Annotated in this window: 14 protein-coding genes; 6 read left to right on the plus strand and 8 right to left on the minus strand. The window is 59.6% G+C overall.

Annotation, left to right across the window (positions count from 1 at the left end):
• Positions 1-36 precede the first annotated feature (36 nt).
• From HFO99_RS11675 to HFO99_RS11690, 4 genes are all read right to left on the minus strand, one after another.
• Positions 37-477, minus strand: a complete 441-nt coding sequence (locus HFO99_RS11675) for a CBS domain-containing protein (RefSeq protein ID WP_018243737.1) — start codon at positions 475-477, stop codon at positions 37-39.
• Positions 478-521: 44 nt separating this feature from the next.
• On the minus strand, positions 522-1,088 hold the full coding sequence (locus HFO99_RS11680; protein ID WP_017961924.1) for an NADH-quinone oxidoreductase subunit I: 567 nt from the start codon (positions 1,086-1,088) through the stop codon (positions 522-524).
• A 10-nt stretch (positions 1,089-1,098) separates the two neighbouring features.
• On the minus strand, positions 1,099-2,100 hold the full coding sequence (gene nuoH / locus HFO99_RS11685; protein WP_222331101.1) for an NADH-quinone oxidoreductase subunit NuoH: 1,002 nt from the start codon (positions 2,098-2,100) through the stop codon (positions 1,099-1,101).
• 875 nt (positions 2,101-2,975) lie between these two features.
• Positions 2,976-3,371, minus strand: a complete 396-nt coding sequence (locus tag HFO99_RS11690; protein ID WP_222331100.1) for a response regulator transcription factor — start codon at positions 3,369-3,371, stop codon at positions 2,976-2,978.
• 416 nt (positions 3,372-3,787) lie between these two features.
• On the opposite strand from HFO99_RS11690, the gene HFO99_RS11695 reads away from it, so the two are divergent.
• From HFO99_RS11695 to HFO99_RS33390, 3 genes are all read left to right on the plus strand, one after another.
• Positions 3,788-4,426 (plus strand): response regulator transcription factor, encoded by a 639-nt coding sequence (locus tag HFO99_RS11695; RefSeq protein WP_222331099.1) that lies wholly within the window; start codon positions 3,788-3,790, stop codon positions 4,424-4,426.
• Positions 4,427-5,261: 835 nt separating this feature from the next.
• Positions 5,262-10,802, plus strand: a complete 5,541-nt coding sequence (locus HFO99_RS11700) for an AAA family ATPase (RefSeq protein ID WP_222361310.1) — start codon at positions 5,262-5,264, stop codon at positions 10,800-10,802.
• 1,246 nt (positions 10,803-12,048) lie between these two features.
• Positions 12,049-12,261, plus strand: coding sequence for a hypothetical protein (locus HFO99_RS33390; RefSeq protein ID WP_261323102.1), 213 nt, complete (start codon positions 12,049-12,051; stop codon positions 12,259-12,261).
• 363 nt (positions 12,262-12,624) lie between these two features.
• On the opposite strand, the gene HFO99_RS11705 is transcribed toward HFO99_RS33390, so the two are convergent.
• The 4 genes from HFO99_RS11705 to HFO99_RS11720 all read right to left on the minus strand — a co-directional run bounded on the left by HFO99_RS11705 (position 12,625) and on the right by HFO99_RS11720 (position 17,744).
• Positions 12,625-12,819 (minus strand): hypothetical protein, encoded by a 195-nt coding sequence (locus tag HFO99_RS11705; protein ID WP_222361312.1) that lies wholly within the window; start codon positions 12,817-12,819, stop codon positions 12,625-12,627.
• Between the two features lie 806 nt (positions 12,820-13,625).
• Positions 13,626-14,696, minus strand: coding sequence for a lipocalin-like domain-containing protein (locus HFO99_RS11710; protein ID WP_222361314.1), 1,071 nt, complete (start codon positions 14,694-14,696; stop codon positions 13,626-13,628).
• On the minus strand, positions 14,686-17,088 hold the full coding sequence (locus HFO99_RS11715) for an ABC transporter permease (protein ID WP_222361317.1): 2,403 nt from the start codon (positions 17,086-17,088) through the stop codon (positions 14,686-14,688). The genes HFO99_RS11710 and HFO99_RS11715 overlap by 11 nt, the downstream gene beginning before the upstream one ends.
• Complete coding sequence (locus HFO99_RS11720) at positions 17,085-17,744, minus strand: ABC transporter ATP-binding protein (RefSeq protein WP_222361319.1); 660 nt, start codon at positions 17,742-17,744, stop codon at positions 17,085-17,087. The genes HFO99_RS11715 and HFO99_RS11720 overlap by 4 nt, the downstream gene beginning before the upstream one ends.
• Before the next feature lie 647 nt (positions 17,745-18,391).
• On the opposite strand from HFO99_RS11720, the gene HFO99_RS11725 reads away from it, so the two are divergent.
• From HFO99_RS11725 to HFO99_RS11735, 3 genes are all read left to right on the plus strand, one after another.
• Complete coding sequence (locus tag HFO99_RS11725) at positions 18,392-19,576, plus strand: MFS transporter (protein ID WP_222361321.1); 1,185 nt, start codon at positions 18,392-18,394, stop codon at positions 19,574-19,576.
• Between the two features lie 366 nt (positions 19,577-19,942).
• Positions 19,943-20,647 carry a N5-glutamine methyltransferase family protein gene (locus tag HFO99_RS11730; protein WP_222361323.1) on the plus strand — a complete coding sequence of 235 codons (705 nt, stop codon included), beginning with the start codon at positions 19,943-19,945 and terminating at the stop codon, positions 20,645-20,647.
• Positions 20,644-21,738 carry a hypothetical protein gene (locus HFO99_RS11735; protein ID WP_222361325.1) on the plus strand — a complete coding sequence of 365 codons (1,095 nt, stop codon included), beginning with the start codon at positions 20,644-20,646 and terminating at the stop codon, positions 21,736-21,738. The genes HFO99_RS11730 and HFO99_RS11735 overlap by 4 nt, the downstream gene beginning before the upstream one ends.
• Positions 21,739-21,743: the final 5 nt, after the last annotated feature.

Consider the following 21,743-nt stretch of genomic DNA (forward strand, 5'->3'; position numbering starts at 1 on the left):
TGCCCGCCCCCGGCGTCTCACATCGAGTTGGCGACGTCAGTGATACCTGGTCCCGCATATGTAATCCTGCAGATCCTGCTCTGTACGCTGCGCTTCGTCGAGCCTGTGTTTAACCACGTCGCCGATGCTGACCACGCCGACAACGTCGCCTCCATCCGTGACCAGCACATGGCGCGTACGCCGCTGGGTCATGATCCCCATCGCGACGGGCAGCAAATCCTGTGTCGAACACGTCGCCACATTGCGGTTCATGATGTCCGCGACCCGCTTTGCCGCCGCCTCGGCCCCGTATTCCGCCACCGCATTGCAGCAGTCCCGCTCCGACAGCGTACCGAGGTATTTGCCGTTCGATCGCCTGACGACGACGAAGCCGATATTGTTGTCTCGAAACAGCCGCAGTACCTCCACCATCGTCTGATCGGGAGCAACTGCGATGACACCGACACCCTTGTTTTTCATGATTTCACCGACAAACATCTGAGCCTCCTTCCGAGCGCTTCCGTTTGACAGCTGGCGCGCGTTCATGTTCGCCGGATATTCCGCCACCAGTTGTAGCCCTGCGTCTCTTTCGTCTCGACAAGTACGTCCTTCTTCGTATTCAGGCGCGCGGCAACCACGCCGCCGCCTGTTGCCGCCTTACCCGGCTTGGCGAGCAGATCATCGCGCCCGATCACCAGGTCAGCCGAGGAAAAACTCGAGAATTCGTATTGTTGGCCAAGCGCGATCGCGTCTGCCGGGCAGGCGTCCTCGCACAGCCCGCAGAACAGGCAGCGGGCCGTGTCGATCTCGAATTTGGCCGGGTGCCGCTTGCCCTTCTCGTCCTCGTAGGGGACGACTTCAATACAGTCGCAGGGACAGATCCGCGCGCAGAGCTCGCAGGCCACGCACTTGATCTCGCCCTCTTCATCACGCGTCAGGAAGTGATGCCCGCGATAGCGGGAGTAGGGCAGCCACTTTTCCTTGTCCGGATACTGCATGGTCACGGATCTGGAGAACATGTAGCCGAAGGTCAGAGCCAAGGCGCTCGCCAGATCGGCAAAGAACGCCCAACCAATCCATGTTCCAACTCTGTCCTGCGCGCGCGACATCGCCGCCTCGCTACGGAGCCGCTACGGCCCCTAAAAGTACACCGGTTATAATTATGTTCGCCATTGAAAGAGGAAGCAAGACTTTCCATCCGATCGCCATCAGTTGGTCGTAGCGGTAGCGGGGGAAAGTGAAGCGGAACCAGATAAACACATAGACGAAGAACGCGATCTTGAGCACAAACCACAGGAGCGGTGGCAAGGGAATCAGAACTCCGTTCCAACCGCCGAAGAACAGGATCACCACCAGGACCGACACAAGCAGTACGATGGCATATTCGCTGACCATGAAGAAGGCAAAGCGGATACCGCTGTATTCGGTATGGAACCCGGCCCCCAGATCACCCTCCGCCTCCGCCAGGTCGAAGGGAATGCGCTGTGCTTCGGCGAGCCCGGCGACGAAGAACACGAAGAATCCGACCGGCTGGTAGACGATGTTCCAGACATCGGCCTGCGCCCGCACGATCTCGAGCAGGCTCATGGATTGCGCCAGCATGACCACGCCGATGACCGCGAACCCCATCGGGATCTCGTAGCTGATCATCTGCGCGCAGGTCCTGAGGCTGCCCAGAACAGCGTATTTGCTGTTGGAGGCCCAGCCGCCGAAGATGACGCCATAAACCTCGATCCCGATCACCGAGAAAACAAAGAGGAGCGCCACATTCATGTTGGAGACGTAGAGCGTGATCTCGTGGCCGAGGACCGAGACAGTTTCGCCGAAGGGGATCGCGACGAACACCACAAAGGGCGGGGCGAGCGCCAGGATTGGCGCCAATTTGAACAGGAACCGGTCGGCCTCGGCCGGGATGTGATCCTCTTTGGTCAGAAGCTTGATTCCGTCCGCCACCGGCTGCAACAGCCCGTGCCATCCCACGCGCATCGGCCCCATCCGCTGCTGCATGTGCCCGGCGATCTTGCGTTCCAGCCAGGTTAGCGGCAAGGGTAGCAACAGCAGGATCGCAATCAGCAACGCGACCTTCAAGACGATCAGGCCAAGGGCGACGATAAGTTCCATGATCCCGGCTACTTATTCATCGGGTTGAAGCGCATGACCGGACTTTGGCTCCGGCTATGCAATGAGCACTGCGTGCACTTGTCAGGTTACATGGTACAACGGGGACGCACCTCATACAATGCCGTCGCAGTTATGTCATCGCTGGCTATGATGTGTCCGGGCTCAGGACGTTTTGAGACGAGTGGTTCGCTGTGCAAGATGAAAGCTTCGCGTTTCCGCCGGTTGCACGCGCCATCTTGCGTATCAAAAACCGCCGAGGCTCTCATCGCTGCCGGATGAAAGTTCCGTGGCAAGCCAGCTGGCGTCCGGAGAGCTGGACACCCAGCAGGAACGCAAAAGGCTCCTCAAGGGTTATGTCGAGGAGCTTTCTTTCAGCGACTTGCATGGGTAAATTTGCAAGTATCGTTGGTCCGGGGGCCGGGCAGGATTTGAACCTGCGGCCTTCAGGTTATGGTGAGCTCTGCGAACGAGGAGCTACCATCGCCAGGGAAAGCGAAGCTTTTCCGCCAGCGATAAGAAGGTGGGTGCTGATCTTTAGAGAGGGATTTGGTTGCGGGGGCAGGATTTTCCCCGTTCGGGTCTTCAAACAGTCCACTGGACTGTTTTATGGGGCGCTGCCCGATCGACCGCTCACCCTTCAGGTTATGGTCCGCAGGACGACGAGCTACCATCGCCAGCGAAGCTGAAGTCTTCGCGCCCGCGATATTACTCTTTTCTGGAACGCAAAAAGCCTCTGCATGAGATGGGCTTGGGAGTATCTAAGATAAGGTTTGGTTGCGGGGGCCTGATCGCACAGAGACTTGTAAAATTGGTCGAGATTCGTGGATATCTCTGAGGCGTAACGCCTATTTATGGGACAACAGGTCTTTGCGACCTCAAGAACCGCTTTCGCCCTTGCCGTTGGGAGCCAGCGCAGAACGGATGCAATCAAGCAAAATCTGTCCGTTGAACGGTTTTGTCAGGCAGCCGACGACATCCGCGCCCAATGCTGACGCGCCCATATTCTTTTCCGGGAAGGCGGTGATCAGAATAGTCGGAATGCTCTTGCCCAGTGCGACGAGCCGGCGGTGCAGATCGAGTCCGCTCATTCCAGGCATATTGATGTCCGTCACGAGGCAGGCCGTGCGGCGGATATGAGGCGACGTCAAGAAATCATCAGCGGATGAAAAGGACTCGGCGTCAAATCCCATCGACCTAATGAGCCCCTTTATAGCGTCCCGCATCGACTCGTCGTCGTCGATGATCGCAATCAGAGGTCTCTTGGTTGGCACTGCCGCCTCCCAACTTCGCCGACCGGCATCGGGCCGAATTAGCGTTGTGGCGCGCTTGACTTGATGGATATAATATTGAACGGCGACAAAGGCTTCGCAAGCTATACAATCGTATAGAGATCTAAGACTTGCGCGACCAGTGCGGCATCGTGGGCAATGTAGCGCATCAGCACGACACGGCAGACTGCTGGACGCGCAAGCGTTTTTGGGGCGGCCCGCATCCAGCATTGTGGCCAAGGTAATTATCCCGCATTCTTGTTGCGAAAGAAGACCAGTTTCGGCACTAGCGAAGGAGAGAGGAGTAGGTTCTCATGGCGTGACCGGCGCTATGCTGGTTGGGCTTCGCCCGCTGCTGCTGCAATGGGGTAGATAGTATATATTCCCAAAACGTCGATTCACCTTGGGAGTTCTGACGATTGACCGAGGCGCCAGCAACCATCATTGTCATCGATGATGACCCGGAGATCCGCGAGGCGCTTGGCAGTCTGCTGCGTTCCGTCGGCTTTGCCGTCAATCTCCTTGCTTCGGTCGGCGACTTCCTCAGATCTGGGCGACCCAACGGACCGACCTGTCTCGTGCTCGATGTCCGGCTTCCGGGGCAAAGCGGCCTTGATTTTCAGCTTGAACTGTCGCGAGAAAATATTCAGTTACCGATCGTCTTCATCACTGGGCACGGCGACATTCCCATGTCAGTCAAGGCGATGAAAGGGGGCGCGGTCGAGTTCCTAACGAAACCGTTCCGAGACCAGGATTTACTCGACGCCGTTCACGTGGGCCTGGCGCGCGACCGCGCGTGGCTTGAAAATGAAAAGTCACTGGCGACGGTCCGCGCGCGTTTCGATAGGCTGACGCCGCGGGAACGCGAGGTGATGGCTTTGGTGGTGACCGGACGACTCAACAAGCAAATTGCAAGTGATCTGGGCGTGAGCGAGATTACCGTGAAGGTTCACCGCAGCCAGGTCATGCAGAAGATGGGGACCAGATCCCTGCCCGAACTCGCGCGTATGGCTGACAAGCTGATGCTCGCGCCGGGAAAGCCGCAAACGCACTCGTAAAGGTCTTGGCTCCGCGTATAGCTCACCCCCTCCCCATTGGTAATCGATCCTTCCTGGTGGCCGATAGCCCCGGCGGGAGCCCTCCTCTATGCTGCGGTTTCCTGCGTCCTCCACCACCTCCTCCCAGGCCGTATCGCTCCCGATCGGCCCGCCTTGAGCCTCCCCACCCGGCGGGAGGCTCCTTTTTAGCCTCAGAGCCGGCAAGACACTTTCGACTTCAACAGCGACAACGAATCGCAACTGACGGCACGACACGCACGAAGCACGCCGATGTTGACCATGTGCTGGCCTTTCATCGTAGGCGACACCGCGGCCGTACCACCTGCCGGCCTGCTGGATTAGACAAGGGAGAGACCGTCACCCCAGTCGTCGTCGGACCCCGGACGACGTCGCCGACATGTCGATCTGAGCAGACGATCGCTGATGGGTATCGGTGTCGGTATTCCAACGTATCGCAAGACCAAACTACAGTATAATTTCCCGTCGTCCCTTCCATCGCTAGTGTCTACTCGTTGCCTCGGGCAGGTAGCGAATCCCCCCGTTGCTACCACCAAGCTTCGGCGCTCCTCCATCCGAAGCTCTGCGGGTCCATGACCCGCCTGACCGCCCAGCAGCCGTTGGGCGGTCTTTCGTAGAGGTGGACCACGCATCGAACGGGTGGGTGATGGCCGCTCGTTGTTGGGACGAACAGGCGAGATGTGGTAAAAAGGTGGGGAAGTGGTCGCGGTTCGTCATATCTGCTCGCTTTGTCCAATTTGACTGGACGGATCTCCGAAACGAAAGTGGCAGTGCCGGAAGCACATCCTCTTTCTTCGGCGTTGGTGGAGATAGGAGTTTGGAGGTTCTTTGGGAGGACGGTGATCGCGTGTTCCACCGTGAACGGCGCCGGAGTGCCGACGGCAAGTGGAACCCGGTACTGGTCGTACTTTCGGCGCTCGAATACCCGACACCTTCGAGCCTCGGCCGCCTCGACCATGAATATGGATTGAAGGATGAGCTCGATAGCGCATGGGCGGTGCGACCGCTTGAGTTAGTGCGCGAAGGCGGCCGTACCATGCTGGTGCTTGAAGATCCGGGCAGCGAGCCACTCGCCGGGCGGCTCGGAGCGGCAATGGAAACGGAGCTTTTCCTGCGCATCGGGATCGGCATCGCCGCCGCCCTCGGTGGAGCCCACCAGCGCGGTTTCGTTCACAAGGACATCAAACCGGCCAATATCCTGGTAACGGGCACGGGCGCCGAGGTGCGGCTAACAGGCTTCGGGATCGCCTCGCGTCTCTCCCGCGAGCGGCAGACGCACGAGCCGCCCGAAGTGGTCGCCGGAACGCTGGCCTATATGGCCCCCGAGCAGACCGGGCGCATGAACCGCTCCGTCGATTCCCGCAGCGACCTTTATGCGCTCGGCGTGACGCTCTACGAAATGCTGACCGGCAGCCTGCCGTTCTCCGCCTCCGAGCCGATGGAATGGGTGCATTGCCACATTGCAAGACGGCCGACGCCGCCCGACGAGCGGGTGGCGGATGTTTCACCGGCAGTCTCGGCCATCGTCATGAAGCTGCTCTCCAAGACGGCCGAGGAACGATACCAGACGGCAGGCGGCGTCGAGCACGATCTGGGCCGCTGTCTCAGCCAGTGGGAAAGGCAGTGCCGGATTGACGCATTCCCGCTCGGCGAACGCGACATCCCGGACCGCCTGCTGATTCCCGAGAAGCTATACGGGCGGGAGCACGAGGTAGAGACGTTGCTCACTGCCTTCGACCGCGTGGTGTCGAGCGGGGCGCCGGAGTTGGTGTTGGTCTCTGGCTATTCCGGAATCGGCAAGTCGACGGTGGTCAATGAACTCCACAAAGCTTTGGTGCCGCCGCGCGGCCTTTTTGCGTCCGGTAAGTTCGATCAGTACAAGCGCGACATTCCATATGCGACCCTGGCGCAGGCGTTTCAGAGCCTGGTCCGGGAGCTTCTCGCGAAGAGCGACGCCGATTTGGCACTCTGGCGCGAGACGCTGATAGAGGCGCTGGGACCGAACGGACGACTGATGGTCGACCTCGTCCCCGAACTGAAACTCATCATCGGCGACCAGCCGCCGGTCGCTGAACTTCCGCCACAGGATGCGGAACGGCGATTCGAGCTGGTATTCCGGCGGTTCATCGGTGTCTTCGCCCAGCCGGGGCATCCGCTGGCGCTGTTCCTCGACGATCTCCAGTGGCTCGACGCGGCGACGCTGGATCTGCTGGAAGATCTCTTGACGCGGTCGGATCTGCAACACCTGATGTTGGTTGGTGCCTATCGCGACAACGAAGTCACCGCCGCCCATCCGCTGATGCGGAAGCTTGACGCGATCAAAACCGCCGGCGGCAAGGTAGCGGAGATTACCCTTGCGCCACTTACCAAAGACCATCTCCGGCAGTTGATTGCGGATGCGCTCCACTGTCAGACCGATCGTGCAGCTCCGCTCTCACAAATGATGCACGACAAGACCGCCGGTAATCCGTTCTTCGTCCGTCAGTTCCTGTTTTCGCTCGCCGAAGAGGGAATGCTCGCCTTCGATCATGACGCGGCATGCTGGTCCTGGGATCTCGGGCGCATTCACGCCAAGGGATACACCGACAACGTCGTGCACCTCATGGTCGGCAAGCTCGAGCGCCAGCCGGCCGAAACGCGGGAGGCGCTGCAGCAGTTCGCCTGTCTTGGAAACATAGCAGATATTGCGACGCTTTCACTCGTCCTCGGGATCCCGGAGGAAGAAGTCGCCGGCGCCTTATCGCCTGCCGTCGCTCATGAACTGCTCGAGCGGTTGGCAGGCGCATACCGGTTCGTCCACGATCGCGTTCAGGAAGCCGCCTATTCGCTAATCCCGGAGGAGCGACGCGGCGAGTTGCACCTGCGCATTGGGAGGCTGCTTGCGGCGAACACCGCGCCGGAGCTGATTGATGATTATGTTTTCGAGATTGTCAGCCAGCTCAATCGGGGCGCCGCACTGATCACCTCAACTGAGGAGCGCGAGCAACTGGCCGAGTTCAATCTGCTGGCCGGCAAGCGCGCAAAGGCGTCGACGGCATACGCCTCGGCGCTCAACTATTTTGTTGCAGGCACGACGCTACTTCCGGAAGACGCCTGGGAGCGCCAGCGCCAACTGGCCTTCGCGCTTGAGCTGAACCGAGCCGAGTGCGAGTTCCACCTTGGCGCGTTGCCGGACGCGGAGGAGCGATTAGCACAGCTTTCCAATCGTGCTGTCTGCTCCGACGACCAGGCTGCTGTCGCCTGCCTGCGCATCGATCTCTATGCTGCGCTCGGTCAGACCGGCCGGTCGGCCGCGGTGGGTCTAGACTATGTGATGCAACATCTCGGCATCGACTGGGCGCCGCATCCGGCCGACGAGGAGGTGCAACGAGAATACGGCCGAATATGGTCGCAGCTCGGGAGCCGCGCGATCGAGGAGCTCATTGATCTGCCGTTGATGAGCGACCCAGCATCCTCGTCGACGCTGGATATTCTCACCCGGCTCGTTGGGGCGGTGTGGCATACGGATGCGAATCTGGCATGCATGGCAATCTGCCTGGCCGTGAACCTCAGCCTCGAGCGAGGCAACAGCGACGGCTCCTGCTACCATTATGTGTCGCTTGGCTATATTGCCGGACCGCGCTTCGGCGACTATGAGGCCGGATTGAGGTTCGGTCAGCTAGGCTGCCACCTCGTCGAAAAGTACGACCTGAAGCGCTTTCAGGCCAGGACTTACAAAGACTTCGGGGCTCACATCATACCGTGGACGAGGCATGTCAGAACCGGCCGCGACATCTTGCGGCGAGCGCTTGACATCGCCAACCAGAGCGGCGACCTCACGTTTGCCGGATACAGCTATGTCAGTTTGAATTCGAACCTGCTGGCGGCGGGAGATCCGCTTATGGAAGTGCAGCGCCAAGCGGAGATTGGCCTCACGTTTGCGCAGGAGGTGCGGTTCCAGTTCGTTATAGATCTCGCCAGTGCGCAGCTCGGACTCGTCCGGACGCTGCGCGGGTTGACCCGGAGATTCGGCTCCTTCAACGACGAGGGATTCGACGAACTTGAGATCGAACGTCGGTTTTCCGAAAATCCGAATCTTGCGGAAACCTGCTACTTTGTCAGAAAACTGCAGGCGCGGTTTTTTGCCGGCGACTACGAGGCGGCCGTCGATGCGTCATTGCGGGCGCAGAGGCTGCCATGGACATCGGTGTCGCATTTCGAAGAAACGCCCGAGCATCATTTCTACGGTGCGTTGGCCCGCGCCGCATGCTGCGACCATGCTGTGGCTGAGCAGCGGGCGTGGCATACCGAGGCTCTCGTCGCCCACCACCGACAGCTTCAGATCTATGCGAAGAATTGCCCGGAGAACTTCGAGAACCGAGCCGCGCTGGTCGGCGCCGAAATAGCACGCCTCGAAGCCCGCGAAATCGACGCCGTGCGTCTTTATGAACAAGCGATCCGCTCGGCGCGCGCTAACGGCTTCGTTCATCATGAAGCCCTCGCATATGAACTCGCCGCCCGCTTTTATGCACAGGGAGGCTTCGAGGATTTCACTCGTCTCTATCTCCGCAACGCGCGTGGCTGCTATCTGCGCTGGGGCGCCGACGGTAAGGTGCGGCAACTTGACCAACTCTATCCCGACCTGAGAGGGGAAGAGCGCGCCTCCTCTCCAACAAGCACCATCGGTGCACCGGTCGAACAGCTCGATCTCGCAACCGTTATCAAAATCTCGCAGGCGGTGTCGGGCGAGATTGTGCTTCAAAAGCTGATCGACACCGTCTTGCGCACCGCCGTTGAGCAGGCGGGCGCCGAACGCGGCTTATTGATCCTGCCGCGTGACGGTGAGTCACGGATCACGGCAGAAGCCACGACGGGCGGCGAAACGGTCGTGGTGCAGATGCTTGACGAGATCGTGACAGGAGACACCCTGCCGCAATCGCTCCTTCATTATGTCTTGCGCACAAGCGAAAGCGTGGTTCTCGACGACGCCATGGCTCAGAATCCGTTTTCCGCGGACCCCTACATTTGTCAGCACGGTGCTCGTTCTGTTCTTTGTGTGCCGTTACTCAATCAGGGCCAACTGGCCGGGGTACTCTATCTTGAAAACAACCTCGCCCCTCGGGTCTTCGCACCGGCCAGAATCGCGGTACTGAAGCTGCTCGCCTCTCAGGCAGCGATCTCACTGGAGAATACCCGGTTGTACCGCGATCTCGCTGAACGCGAAGCCAAGATCCGTCGCCTCGTCAAGGCCAACATCATCGGGATCGTCATCTGGAATATCGAAGGTCGCGTTCTCGAGGCCAACGACGCGTTTCTCCACATGGTGGGATACGACCGAGACGATCTTGCCTCGGGTCGGCTATGCTGGACGGAGCTGACGCCGGCCGAATGGCGCGACCGCGACGCACGGACCCTCTCGGAGCTGAAGAAGATCGGGTCAGTCCAACCGTTCGAGAAAGAGTACTTTCGGAAAGATGGCAGCCGTCTGCCCGTGCTGATCGGTGGTGCTCTATTGGAAGAAAGCAGGGACGAAGGCGTCTCTTTCGTCCTGGATTTGACAGAGCGCCGGCAGGCCGAAGAGGCGTTGCGGGAGAGTGAGGAAGCCTTGCGCGTGGCGCAGGGGCAACTGGCCCACGCAAACCGCGTCGCCACAATGGGGCAGCTCACAGCCTCTATCGCCCATGAAGTCAATCAACCGCTCGCCGCGTCGCTCACCAACGCCCAGGCGGCCTTGCGGTGGCTCGGCACCCATCCGCCGAATCTGGAGGAAGTGGCTCAGGCGCTCGGCCGAATCGCCGAGAACGCCAATCGAGCCGGCGACGTCATTGGCAGAATCCGTGCCTTGGTCAAGAAAGAGCCGCCTCGCAATGGGCAGTTCGACCTCAATGAAGCCATTCGTCACGTCATTGCCCTGACCAGCAGTGAAGTGCATCGGCAAGGCGTCATGCTACGAACCGAATTCGCGACGAGCCTTCCGTCCGTGAAAGGAGATCGCATCCAGGTGCAACAGGTGGTCCTAAACCTGATCATGAACGCCATCGAGGCGATGAGCGGCATCGATGCGGAAGAACGCGAGTTGCTGATCAGCACCGAGTCAGAGTCCTCAGGAGGGGTGGTCGTCGGGGTACGCGACTCGGGTCCAGGTCTGGACCCGCAGACCATGGACCATCTATTTGAGGCTTTCTACACGACCAAATCCAGCGGCATGGGTATGGGCCTGGCGATCTGCCGCTCGATCATCGAGGCTCACGGGGGCCGGATGTGGGCAACCGCCAATAGAACTGGTGGGGCAGTGTTTCTGTTCACCCTGCCTCTCGAACGAGACGAAACCATCGGCGCAAAGCCAGCCGACCAAATGGCGGCGTGGGAAACTGCGTAGGACTAACAACTGGCTGAAGATCTCGCAGAAAGAAGGTCTGTGCGAAGTGTTTAGGCCTTAGGCAGGGCCTCTCGTCGCCATCACCAGACGACGAGGTCCGGCGGAGCTGGATTCACCCTTACGACGCCGCGATCGGGCCGAGGGCACTGGCGAAGAGCAACAACCGCATCGACCGCCGTGCGAAATCGCGCAACCGGAAACTGGACGGGGATGGAGAGCATCAACATGCCTGCACCAGCTAAAGGTGCCAGGCGCCAAGCTCGCTGCTCCTCAATTCTGCACTCAAGAGGCAGGTCGGGCTTAATGCATGCTCACGGAAAACACTGAAGGAGTGAGATTCCCGAAGTCGTCTAGAAGACGGACAAGCCCGGCGGAATAGCAAAAAAGATCGAACTGGGTTCCAGTAACGTATAGGGTGAAGGCAGATCTCCAGGCGTGCAAAGTTTGTCCCCAGGGACACTCCATCGTAGTGCGTGGCATGACTGAAAAGGTCATCAAATGAGCCTCCAAGTCCGTAGTCGGCCGTGATGAAATATGTGGCGCCGTGTAGAGCGGAGAGCCCGGAGCCCAAGGCCGAGTTTCCCCATGCGCACGGGGAAAAAGCGTCAATGGAACCAGCTCGATTTGGATGCGGTGGAGGTCGTGTGTCATGGTGTCAATCCTTAAAAAGAACGCTAGGGAGCGAAGAGGCAAACGGCTCGACCCGTTGGATCACCGGTCGCCTCTCGTTGGCGAACTGGGCTCAAGTCTGTTCTTGATGCAGGCATCACGAGGCGTGATGAACTCCTTTGCGATCTTGATGACATTGCCGCGCGGGAGAAAGTAACATGACCGTAACAGGACGCACTTCGACCTGCTATTGATCTTGAGGAAGGGTCGGGTAGCGAAGAGGAGGGGATGCCTTATACAGGGGTTTAGGAGTGCCCGGCGGGGCCGACGGTCAGAACTCAAACCACCACCCGCTCCTTCCCGATGAGATGCCCTCGTCGAGAAATGTATGGACGCTTCATGCTCGAAACGAGCGGCCGAGCCGAGCATAGCTCCCTGGCAGCCCGCCTGGTCCTGCCTCCGTATAACCTGCGCATACACAAGTATGATGGCGGACCTACGCGGTTTGTTTTAGCTTTTACTGATGAGTACAGGCTCCCCAGTCCGGTCATGTTCGCACCGGCTTCGGCAGCCATTCACTAGACGTTAAAATCCTGGCCAGTTTTCAGGTTCCAAAACCGTTAGGAAGGGATGCAGAATGCCGGCGGTATCTCCGACTCCTATCATACCTCCAGACGAGCACGTTGTTACCGCCCGAGAAGCGCTTGAGCCGCTCTACGAGAGACTTGAGCTTCACACCGACGCCACCCTGCTGTCGGCGGCAATCGAAGCCGGATGGTCGGCCGACGCGGCAACGAAGGCGGTGGCTGCCCTTAGATTGCAAGACGCCCTCAATATTCTTCGGAATTGAGTCCAAGCATTTCGATGCAAGACCCAACGGCCAAATAAATGGCAGGCTTCGCAGAGCTCTAAAGAATTGATTCAATTAAGATATTATCCGCCGCTGGATAGTAAATGCCACCGCAACCGAAAGCGAAAAGTTACGGCTTTCGGACGCGGATGGGGTCCTCAGCAAGTGGGCCGGGAATCCCAGGTGTACCGTGCTCGTTCACGCCAGCGCCAATTTTGATGATCAATCAAATGCCGGCTGCATTCTCCACACCGATTCGGTTTTCCAGCATCCAAATGAACGCCGTGGTCGAAAGGAGGTCGAGATTAAGGTTTTCAGTCTGTCTAAGTGCCGCACGAGCACGCCGGTAATCGACCATTGCTTCTAACACCGTTCGGCAAGATACCAGAGGCTCTCTTGGTTGCCGCGATTTAGTAGATCGACCAAGTGATCGGCTTCCTCGGCGGTGAGCATGTCCATGACAAACCCGTCGATGATAGCCGGCTGTCCGATGACTTTATCGAACACAGTCCAGTAAATATTGAGGTTCTTGCAACAGCTATATCTCTGCGCTGCCATCGTGAACGGCCTCCGTGTGGTGACGACTTTCGTCAATTGTGAGCGGTCTGTCAGACATGACTGCCCGGCGGCTCTTGCACATCTGCGAGGCTGGTGACGGTAGTCGGCAGCTCGGCAGAGCAAGAGGGCTCGCATTCAGCGGTTGGTAAAGGAACCGTTGCACCACAAAGAGTTATGCGGCTCGTTGCCTTTAAGAAGTCGCTCATAGTAGAGCATTTTTATACCCGCTAATGAAGAGATGCGTTGGAATCAGGCATGCTATCTATTGGTATAGCCTTCCAAAAGCTCGCACCGTTGAGCCCACCCGTATCTCGTTCGGGCGCAAATCCGAACGGCCGTTCCGGCTCGTGCAGGATCGCGACAGAAGCTATGGATCGGGATTCATGGCGAGCGCGGCTCTACCAGTCGATGGGGGGTGACCTCCGATACGATCTCGAGCGAAAATCGAAGTCCCGGGAGTTTCCAGTCAGCACGCTCGCGCCCTTCGGCGTGCTGCAGGCAAACAAAGGCCGCCGAAGTGGCGCTCATTGTCCCCTCTCTTGGCAGTTCGAAGTCAAGACCGACAGCCACTCGCGAGGCCGCCGGACCGCCTGGACGGCACTCGGGAACTCCGCGACAAGGCCGTCTCCTGCGCTGCAGAAGATACGACCACGAACGGTGGTTTTTGGCAGCCACTGCCGGCGTCGCAACCACCCCGTAGAGGCCGCCATTGACGTTCAGGCTTCTCCGATGTTGCGATGCGAACCAGGCCTGGCCGGTTCGCACCATCGACGCAGGAGCCGTTACCTACGTGTGAGACGTAGCAGCTAATAGCCGGTCATTTCAAGATAGCCGACACCTGACGTGGAGCCTGTGAAGTTGATCGGCCCCTCCCAATAAGGCGTAGAGGTCGCCATCCAGGACTGCTCGTTCAGCGGTTTCGTGGTGATATCAAGTGACTTCCCCGGCACGCGTATCCGCCACTCTACCGGCATCCGGCGCCCATCGACCGTTGCCTTCCGCGTCGGCTCCAGTTGAACGTCATCTTTCGACAGCGGTGTCGTACGTCCATCCGCCGATATCCAGTTCGCGGAGATGAACCCGTCCTTGTCATCACGAAGGCGAAAAGCCATCAGCTTGTCGCCCGAATTCAGATGCAGTGAGAACCAATCCCACCCCGTCTGATTGGACGCAAGCGGCTGCGACGACCACTCCCGATCCAGCCAGGCTTTGCCCGTGACCTTAACCGGCGCTCCGGATGTCGTGATCGTTCCCGCCACCTCATAGAAAGGCTGCGAGTAATAGTAGCTCGCCTGTCCGTTCGCCGACTTCACGGAAAAGCCGTTTTCCCCCTGAAGAACGAGCGGGCCGTCGGCCTTGAGGTCTAAGGTGTAGCTGAAGTCCGGTCCGCCCGCGGAGACTGACAAAGTGCTGAAGGCGTCCGAGCCGGTTCGCACGGTACCCCGCATCCGCCAGTCGTCTATCCACGCTTGAAATGGCGTTGCCTGAACGCCCGCCTGCCCGACGCCTCCCCGGCCCAAGCGCTCTGCGACATATTGATGGCCTTGAGTGGTGATTGCTGCATGCCCGATCCAGACTTGCGGATCCGCGAAACCTGCCTCGTCTCCCGGAGCCAGGGCAGAGCGAAAGAGCGTCCACTGCGCTCCATATTGCTTGCCATCGACACCTTTGAGATTGGCGGTCACATACCACCACTCAATCCGATAATCAGGATGACCGCCGTGATCGGCGGGGAAAGAAAGACCATTGCCATGATCCGGGATCGCAAAACCTTGCGCATCCGATCCCAAGCCTGCGAAACCCTGTGCAAACGCCTGAGCGCGCACGCAGATCATAGCCGCCGCTATCAGGAAAGATGCCAACTTTCTAACGTTCATTGGCGAAAATCCTCAGCAGGTCCGCAGGACTAATCGAGGCCAGACGCCGAACCGGCATCAGCATCGACAGCAACGCCGCGATGAGAGCGATTGCTCCCAGCCAAAGCCAATCCATAGGAAACACTACCATTGGCAACCGCCAACCAAAGGCCTCCACGTTCACGATCGCAAGCAGGACCCACGCCAAGGCAAGACCGACCGGGATCGCAGCCACAAATGTTGCCAGCCAGAGTGCAAGGGTCCGGGCAACTTCGTAGAGCGCCAGATCCCGTCGCCGTACACCCATTGCCCACACCGGCGCGAGCTGCGGAAGCCGAATTCCAGACAATGTCAGGAGACTTGAGAACATGGCAAATCCTGCCACAGCAAGGGTGAGGACGTTTAACGCGCCCGTCACCTTGAATGTCTGATCGAAGATGGCTCTCGATTGCCGCTTAAGCGACGCCTGGTCGACGATTGCGGTATCGGGCAGGCCAAACTCCTCGACCAACTGACGCTTGAGATCCTGGGCTTGCTCGGGAGCCACTCGGACACCGTAGCTAAGTTTCGGGACATCGGGGTAATGATCGACCAGGCTATTGATCCCGACGATCACTTGTCCATTCGGGTTCCCATAATCCGAGTACACGCCGACCACGGATACGCTCCAGCCTCCGGGCATGACCAACGGCTGTCCGATATTGGCTTCGCCGCGGCGCCACATCTGTTCATTGACGAGAACGCCCTGCCCGGCGGCGATCCTTCCCCAAACGTCGTTGTCGGAAGCGATCAAAGGCCAGTGCTCTCGGTAGATTGGATCGTCCGCCACACCAAAGATCTGGATCTGTTCGCCCAGCACCTCACCGTCAACGCTCCAGATCGGCAGGACTGCCGTCGAACGTTGCGGAAGCCAGGCCCGCAGGCGCGCGGCTTCGTCCTCATCCTTCGCCGTCACGTAAAGCTCGGCGGCCAGGCGTTGATCTAACCATCCGATGAACGTCAGCCGGAAACTCGATACCATCGTGCCCACGCCGATATTCGTCGACAATGCCAGTAGCAGAGCCATCAAAGCCAGCGACAGGCCGGGAAGCTGGATGCGGGTGTCTGCCCAGAACCATTCCGTGAGGGCACCCTGTGCCGATCGCTGCGCCGCGCTCAGGATGACGGCAAGAAGTCCAGGCAGCAACAGAGCTGTTCCAAGAAGCAGGCAGCCAAGCGCCGCAAAGCCCGCCACCAGCACGGACGCAGTAGTTGCCAGGACAGCCGCCAAGATCAGCAGAAATCCGCCGGTTCCCGCCTGATAGGCAAGCGATCTGGCGGACGCTCTCGCCCAGGCTCGCGGCTGGGCGGCAGCCAAAATAGGCAGCTTCCAAACCCGCCACAGGCTCTGCGCTGACGAGACAGCGGTTCCTCCGAGAGCAATTGCCAGTCCAGCCAACCACCATTCCGGCCGAATGGATAGCGAGCCTGACACATTCGCGCCGTAGAGGCCCCTGAGGGTCGCGGCGACACCCGGCATCAGAAGCCACGCCATGACGTAGCCGAGTATGACGCCGATCAACCCCGACATCAGCGCCAGCAACGAAAGCTCGATCAGGAGCATCGTGGTCAATGCTCGAAGAGAGACACCAAGCGATCGAAGTGTACGAAAAGTTCCTCGACGCTGTTCGAAGCTCAGGCCCGTGGCCGAATACACGATGAAGAGCCCGACGATGAACGAAAGGAACCCGAAGGCGGTCAGGTTGAGGTGAAAGCTGTCAGTGAGGCGAGCGACATCTGCTTGTTCAGCCGGTTCGCGGATCGTCAATCCCGCCTGATCGATTGCTTCGGGGGTGATCTTTTGATCGGCTGCGACCACCAGTCGGTCGATCTTCCCGTGCTTCTCGAGCAACCGATCGGCGACCGCTATATCGACGAAGGCGGCGCCGTCGGGAACGTTGCCATTGATTTTGATGCTCATGTTCGTGGCGCCACGAAGCCGCTCGGCAGTGGCGCTTGACACGAGCAACTGTCCTCCGGCTGAAAAGAAGCCCGATAGATCTGAGCCGCTGGCGACCGTCGCATTCTGGGCGTCCCTTGGCATCGTCAGAGGCTCGATGCCGACCAAACGGATCCTTATGCTTCCGAAGCGGTAGCTGCCCTCAATCACGGGCGAAACATTCAGGCCCGCTCGACGCAGGCTGCCATAGACATCAGTCGCTATGCCGTCACCGTCCTTGGCGACGATCTGCCGGAGGTTGCCTTGCTCCAGAACCGATGCCGCCCGGGCATAGCTCGCTCTCGCCTCGGCGTTGATAGCCTGAACGCCGGACCAGAGTGCTGTCGCAAGCGCAACCCCCGTGACCAGTGTGAGAAGCTGGAGAGGTCTCCGACGCCAGTGTGACAGCAGGGCTGCGAATGCAACGAAGTTCATTCGGCAATCTTCCCACCGCGAAGGACCACCGTTCGGTCCAGACGAGCTGCAAGCCTCCTGGAGTGAGTGACGAGAAGCAGCGCCGACCCCACTGTCCGGGCCAGGCCGAGCATCAGATCGAGGACGGTATCGCCTGTCTGCTCATCCAGGTTGCCCGTCGGCTCGTCCGCAAGGATGAGAGGAGGTCGAGCAGCCAAGGTTCGCCCGATTGCAACGCGCTGCTGTTGCCCTCCGGAAAGCTGCTCGGGATATCGGGCGGTGTATTCGCGCAGCCCCAATGTCTCGATCAACGGCGCTTCCCAGGCCGGATCGTACCGGTTCGCGAGCTTGGCGTGGAAAGAGATATTCGCGGCGACGGTCAGTGATGGGATGAGGTTGAACTGTTGGAAGACCAGGCCGACCCTCGTTCTCCGGTATCGGGCCCGCTCGTTTTCTGCGAATAGCCCTAGATCGCTGCCGTTCATCACGATCGAGCCGCTGTCTGCACGGTCGAGCCCGCCAGCCAGATGCAGTAATGTGCTTTTGCCACTGCCGGACTCTCCGGTTAGCGCAACACTTTCGCCCGCAGCGACTTCCAGATCGATGCCCTTCAGGATCTCAATTGGTCCCTCGGCGGTGGAATGAGATTTTCGAACACCTGTGAGGGTGAGGATCATGTCGGTCTTCTCGAACACGGAGTTTGCAGAATGCAAAGACCTCTGGTGACCTAAGAACTTTCGAGAGGGATCGCAAGATCCGTGGAACAGCACAAAAACAACAGATTTCTGGCCATTGCTTGATCACTACCTAGGACAAGCTGCCGCAGCCTGAAACGCTGATATTGCGAGCCAAGGCTACAACGCTCGCCGCGCCCCGCCGCCTGGTAATGCGCTCGCTTCCAAGGTTTCCGCTGGACAATCAGCGAATTCCTGCCGCTATCCGTCTTCGACTTTCAGCGCGCCGCGAGGCGGCGCGGGGCGAGCGTTGTAGCCTTGGATCGACCCGGCGGCACCCTGGTTTTCCTTGATTTCCTCCCGGAAGAAGGCGAAGGCCACTATAATGAGGAATACAACGGCGAGGTAACCGGAACTGTCTCCGCTCTTGCTCCCGCTTCGGTTTGCAGCAGCGATGGCGGGAGCCGGCGGCGACACTTGTGACGAAAGGCTCACCGGCTCGGAAGAACTAAGTGGTCATGACGACGCCACCAATGCTGTTGCAGGTTCATTCCCTCAGAAACAAGTTTCGATCTCCGGCCCTGTGAGATAGACATCTCAGGTCCAAAAGCGCGTGTTCTGCTTCGACACGCAATCCCTGGAGTTGCATCATGAAAATCGCGCCGCAGCAGCGGATCTATGTCTGCTTCTTTCTCTTCGCTGTATCACTTGGGGCGCTGCTGTCGAGGATGCCGGATTTGCAGGTTGCGCTTGGCGTCAATAAGTCCGAGCTTGGGTTGACGCTGATAGGCGCTGCGATCGGCGCCTTGATTTCGTTGACTTTGTCTTCGCCCTTGATCGCCCGGCTCGGCGCGCGGACAACGGCATTCATTACTGTTCTCGGCACGTCTGCGCTGCTATCGCTGGTGCCGTGGATTGGTGCGGCGCCGGTCGTGTTCTGTGTACTCTTCGTCGAGGGGCTGCTCGCCGGAGCGCTGGAGATCAATCTCAATGTTGAGATCGACCGCATCGAGGCGCAGCTAGGACGCGGCGTGATGAACAGGGCGCATGGTTTCTGGAGCCTCGGCTTCTTCGTCACGGCGCTTGTCTCCTCGGTCGTCCGCCAAACGGGCATTTCGATGGAACTCCATCTCGCCGCGACCTTTGTCACGGTTCTTGTCATCGGCATCTGGGCGATTTCCGGCATGCGGAATGCGCCGGCGCGGATCGCGTTGCATGAAGGTAAGCCACCGCTGGTAGCGCTTCCCACCTGGGGCCTAATGCCGCTCTGCGTGATCGGCATCGCGGCCTTTCTCGTCGAAGGTGCCGGGATCGACTGGTCGGCGATCTATATGCGCGACGTGTTTTCGGTCGAGCCCTTCATTGGCGGACTGGGATTGACGCTTTTTACCTTCTGCATGGCGCTGGCGCGCCTGTTCGTCGATCCACTGGTCGATCGATTTGGCGCGCGGGCAGTCGCCACGATGCTGCTTGTTCTTTCGGCGATCGGCATCTGCGCCGTGTCGGGGGCGCCGCATGCCTATGTCGCGCTTGCAGGCTTTGCCTTGATGGGCGCCGGCTGCAGCGCGGTCTATCCCCTCGCCGTCTCGGCGGCGGCCCAGCGTACTGATCGCGCGGCGTATCTCAACGTCGCCGCTCTCGGCCAAATGACCTTCGTCGTCTTCTTCCTGGCGCCGCCGCTGCTCGGTTTAATTGCCGAACATGCAGGCATCAGGACATCCTATCTCGCCTGCCTTCCGCTGATCATCTACGCGCTCTTTTCGGTCAAGGCGCTTGCCACGCGACGGACTGCCGGCGGAAGTAGCGCTGCGACTGCTCCAAGCGTCAACCGGTAACGGATTGTGCGGCCGGTTTCCGGCCGCGCGATTGGTTCAGCGAAAGCCCGAACGAGCATTTAGTAGCGGCGTGCTCTGCTCTCCCTAAGCAATATGGCTGGCACTGCAGGTCGAAATAGATCGCCTTGCGAGATTGAAGGTCAGTCGCGCGCGAGGGGCCGGACGGGCGGCCACGGCTCTTCACCATGCCTTCTACGGAGCGATCATCGCGCAGGCTTGCATGGGCTTCGTCGCGAGCTACGACTTGATCAGTCCTAGGAGATGGCGCTTGAACAAAGGACATGCCCAAGTGCTGGCGAGCTTAGTACGAATTTAAGGCAATCGCTGTTTAATCGCCATTCAGATCGATTTGGACCTGGAATTGCTATGCCGGCTTTCGAGCCTCAAGCCACGGTGAAATTTATGAATGTCGACATCATCGCAGCTGCAGATGTGCTCAAGCCGCGCGCCGAAACCGAGATCCTTGGAAGATGTGCCGTCGAGCAACTGTTGCAGATCGGTATAGTCCGGCGTCTCCGAGTGGTGGACATGTGCTGCGGAAGCGGCAACCTGGCGGTGGCGATTGCTCTCCATGTTCCTGATTGCCGGGTGTGGGCCGCAGACCTGACGGACGCCGCGGCCATCGCTGCGAAGAGCAATATCGAGCTTCACCGATTATCGGATCGTGTCGAAGTAAGGCAGGGGAACTTGTTCGCCGCGTTCGACGGCGACGGCCTGGAGAAGACGATCGATCTCGTCGTGTGCAATCCTCCCTACATTTCCGCGGCCCGCCTTGATGGCCCGAGCGCCAATCTGCTCCTCGGGGAGCCACGGGAAGCCTTTGACGGCGGTCCCTTCGGGTTGTCGATACACCAGCGCCTCGTTCGCGACGCTGCAACCTTTCTCAAGCCGGGTGGATTCCTGATGTGCGAGTTTGGAGTAGGACAGGATCGACAGGTCGCAAGCTTGATCGAGCGCAGCAAGGCATACCATCCTTGCGAAAACGTGCTCGATACGAATGGCATTCCGCGCGTCGCCGTCGCCCGGCGATTGGAATTCGACGACGGCCCGCTGCAAGGGCCGGCCCGATGAGCCGCGTCCGGCCGCTCGAGGCAGCCGACATCGATCAGGTGGTCTCACTTTACTTGGATACGTTTTTCAAGCGGGGTAAAAGCCCGTCCGAGGATCTGATTGCGTGTCTCGAAGAGTTCTATCTCAGCGGGCCGACCGTCGACCCGCAGATTCCCTCCCTGGTCCATATCAACGATTCGGGCGCCATTTCGGGCTTCGTCGGCGTCAACGTCGTCCCGATGAAATTTTCGGACACCCGGCTGCGCGCTGCTTTCGGCGGCACCCTGATGGTGCGCGGCCGGGAGCAGGATCCCATGGCCGGAGCAAGATTGCTCAAAGGCTTTCTCGCCGGTCCGCAGGACCTCTCGTTGAGCGAGACGGCCAACACGACCTCGCTCGAAATGGCAAAGGCCCTCAGGGGCGTTGCATTTGCCTCCTATAGCCTCGAATGGATGCGGATCCTGAGGCCGGCCGCCTTCGCCTGCGACATGACGCTCAGAAAATCGCCGTTGCGGACATGGGCCTTGCCCGTCGCCCGCGGTCTCGATTGGCTCCATGGATGGAACCGCCGTTCCGCGAAGACTGCAGCGCAGACAGCAAAGGCGCAGCCGGTGAAGCGTGTCAATGCCGAAGCGTTCGCAGCTTCGGTGGAAATGCTGACATCGCATTATCAGTTGCGGCCGAACTGGCCGGGTCAGCTGCTGCAGCACGTCACTCACCAGGCGTTTGAAAAGCCCCTCCACGGACAGCCGGTCGCAGCCTTGGTGATGGCTCCCAACGGCACTCCGCTTGGCGCCTTCCTCTACCATCTGATCAAGGGCGGGATTGGTCGCGTCCTTCAGGTGCTGGCGCTGCCCGGCCGCGAGGCGAAGGTCATCGACTGCATGTTCGCCGATGCTGACCGGCGCGGGGCCGCTGGCCTTCGCGGGCGCACCCATCCGGCCTTTCTGGATGTCATGCTGGGCAGGAAGATAGTCTTCGCAAACGCGACCAACACAATCGTATTCTCCCGCGACGAGGCGATCAACGATTGTTTCCGCCGCGGCCAGGCGCTCGTAAACGGCCTTGCGGGAGAGAGCTGGGGCCGTCACATCGGCGGCAATTTCGTCTGACGGCT

Origin of the sequence: Rhizobium leguminosarum (genome assembly GCF_019798305.1) — a bacterium.
Lineage (GTDB): Bacteria > Pseudomonadota > Alphaproteobacteria > Rhizobiales > Rhizobiaceae > Rhizobium > Rhizobium leguminosarum_U.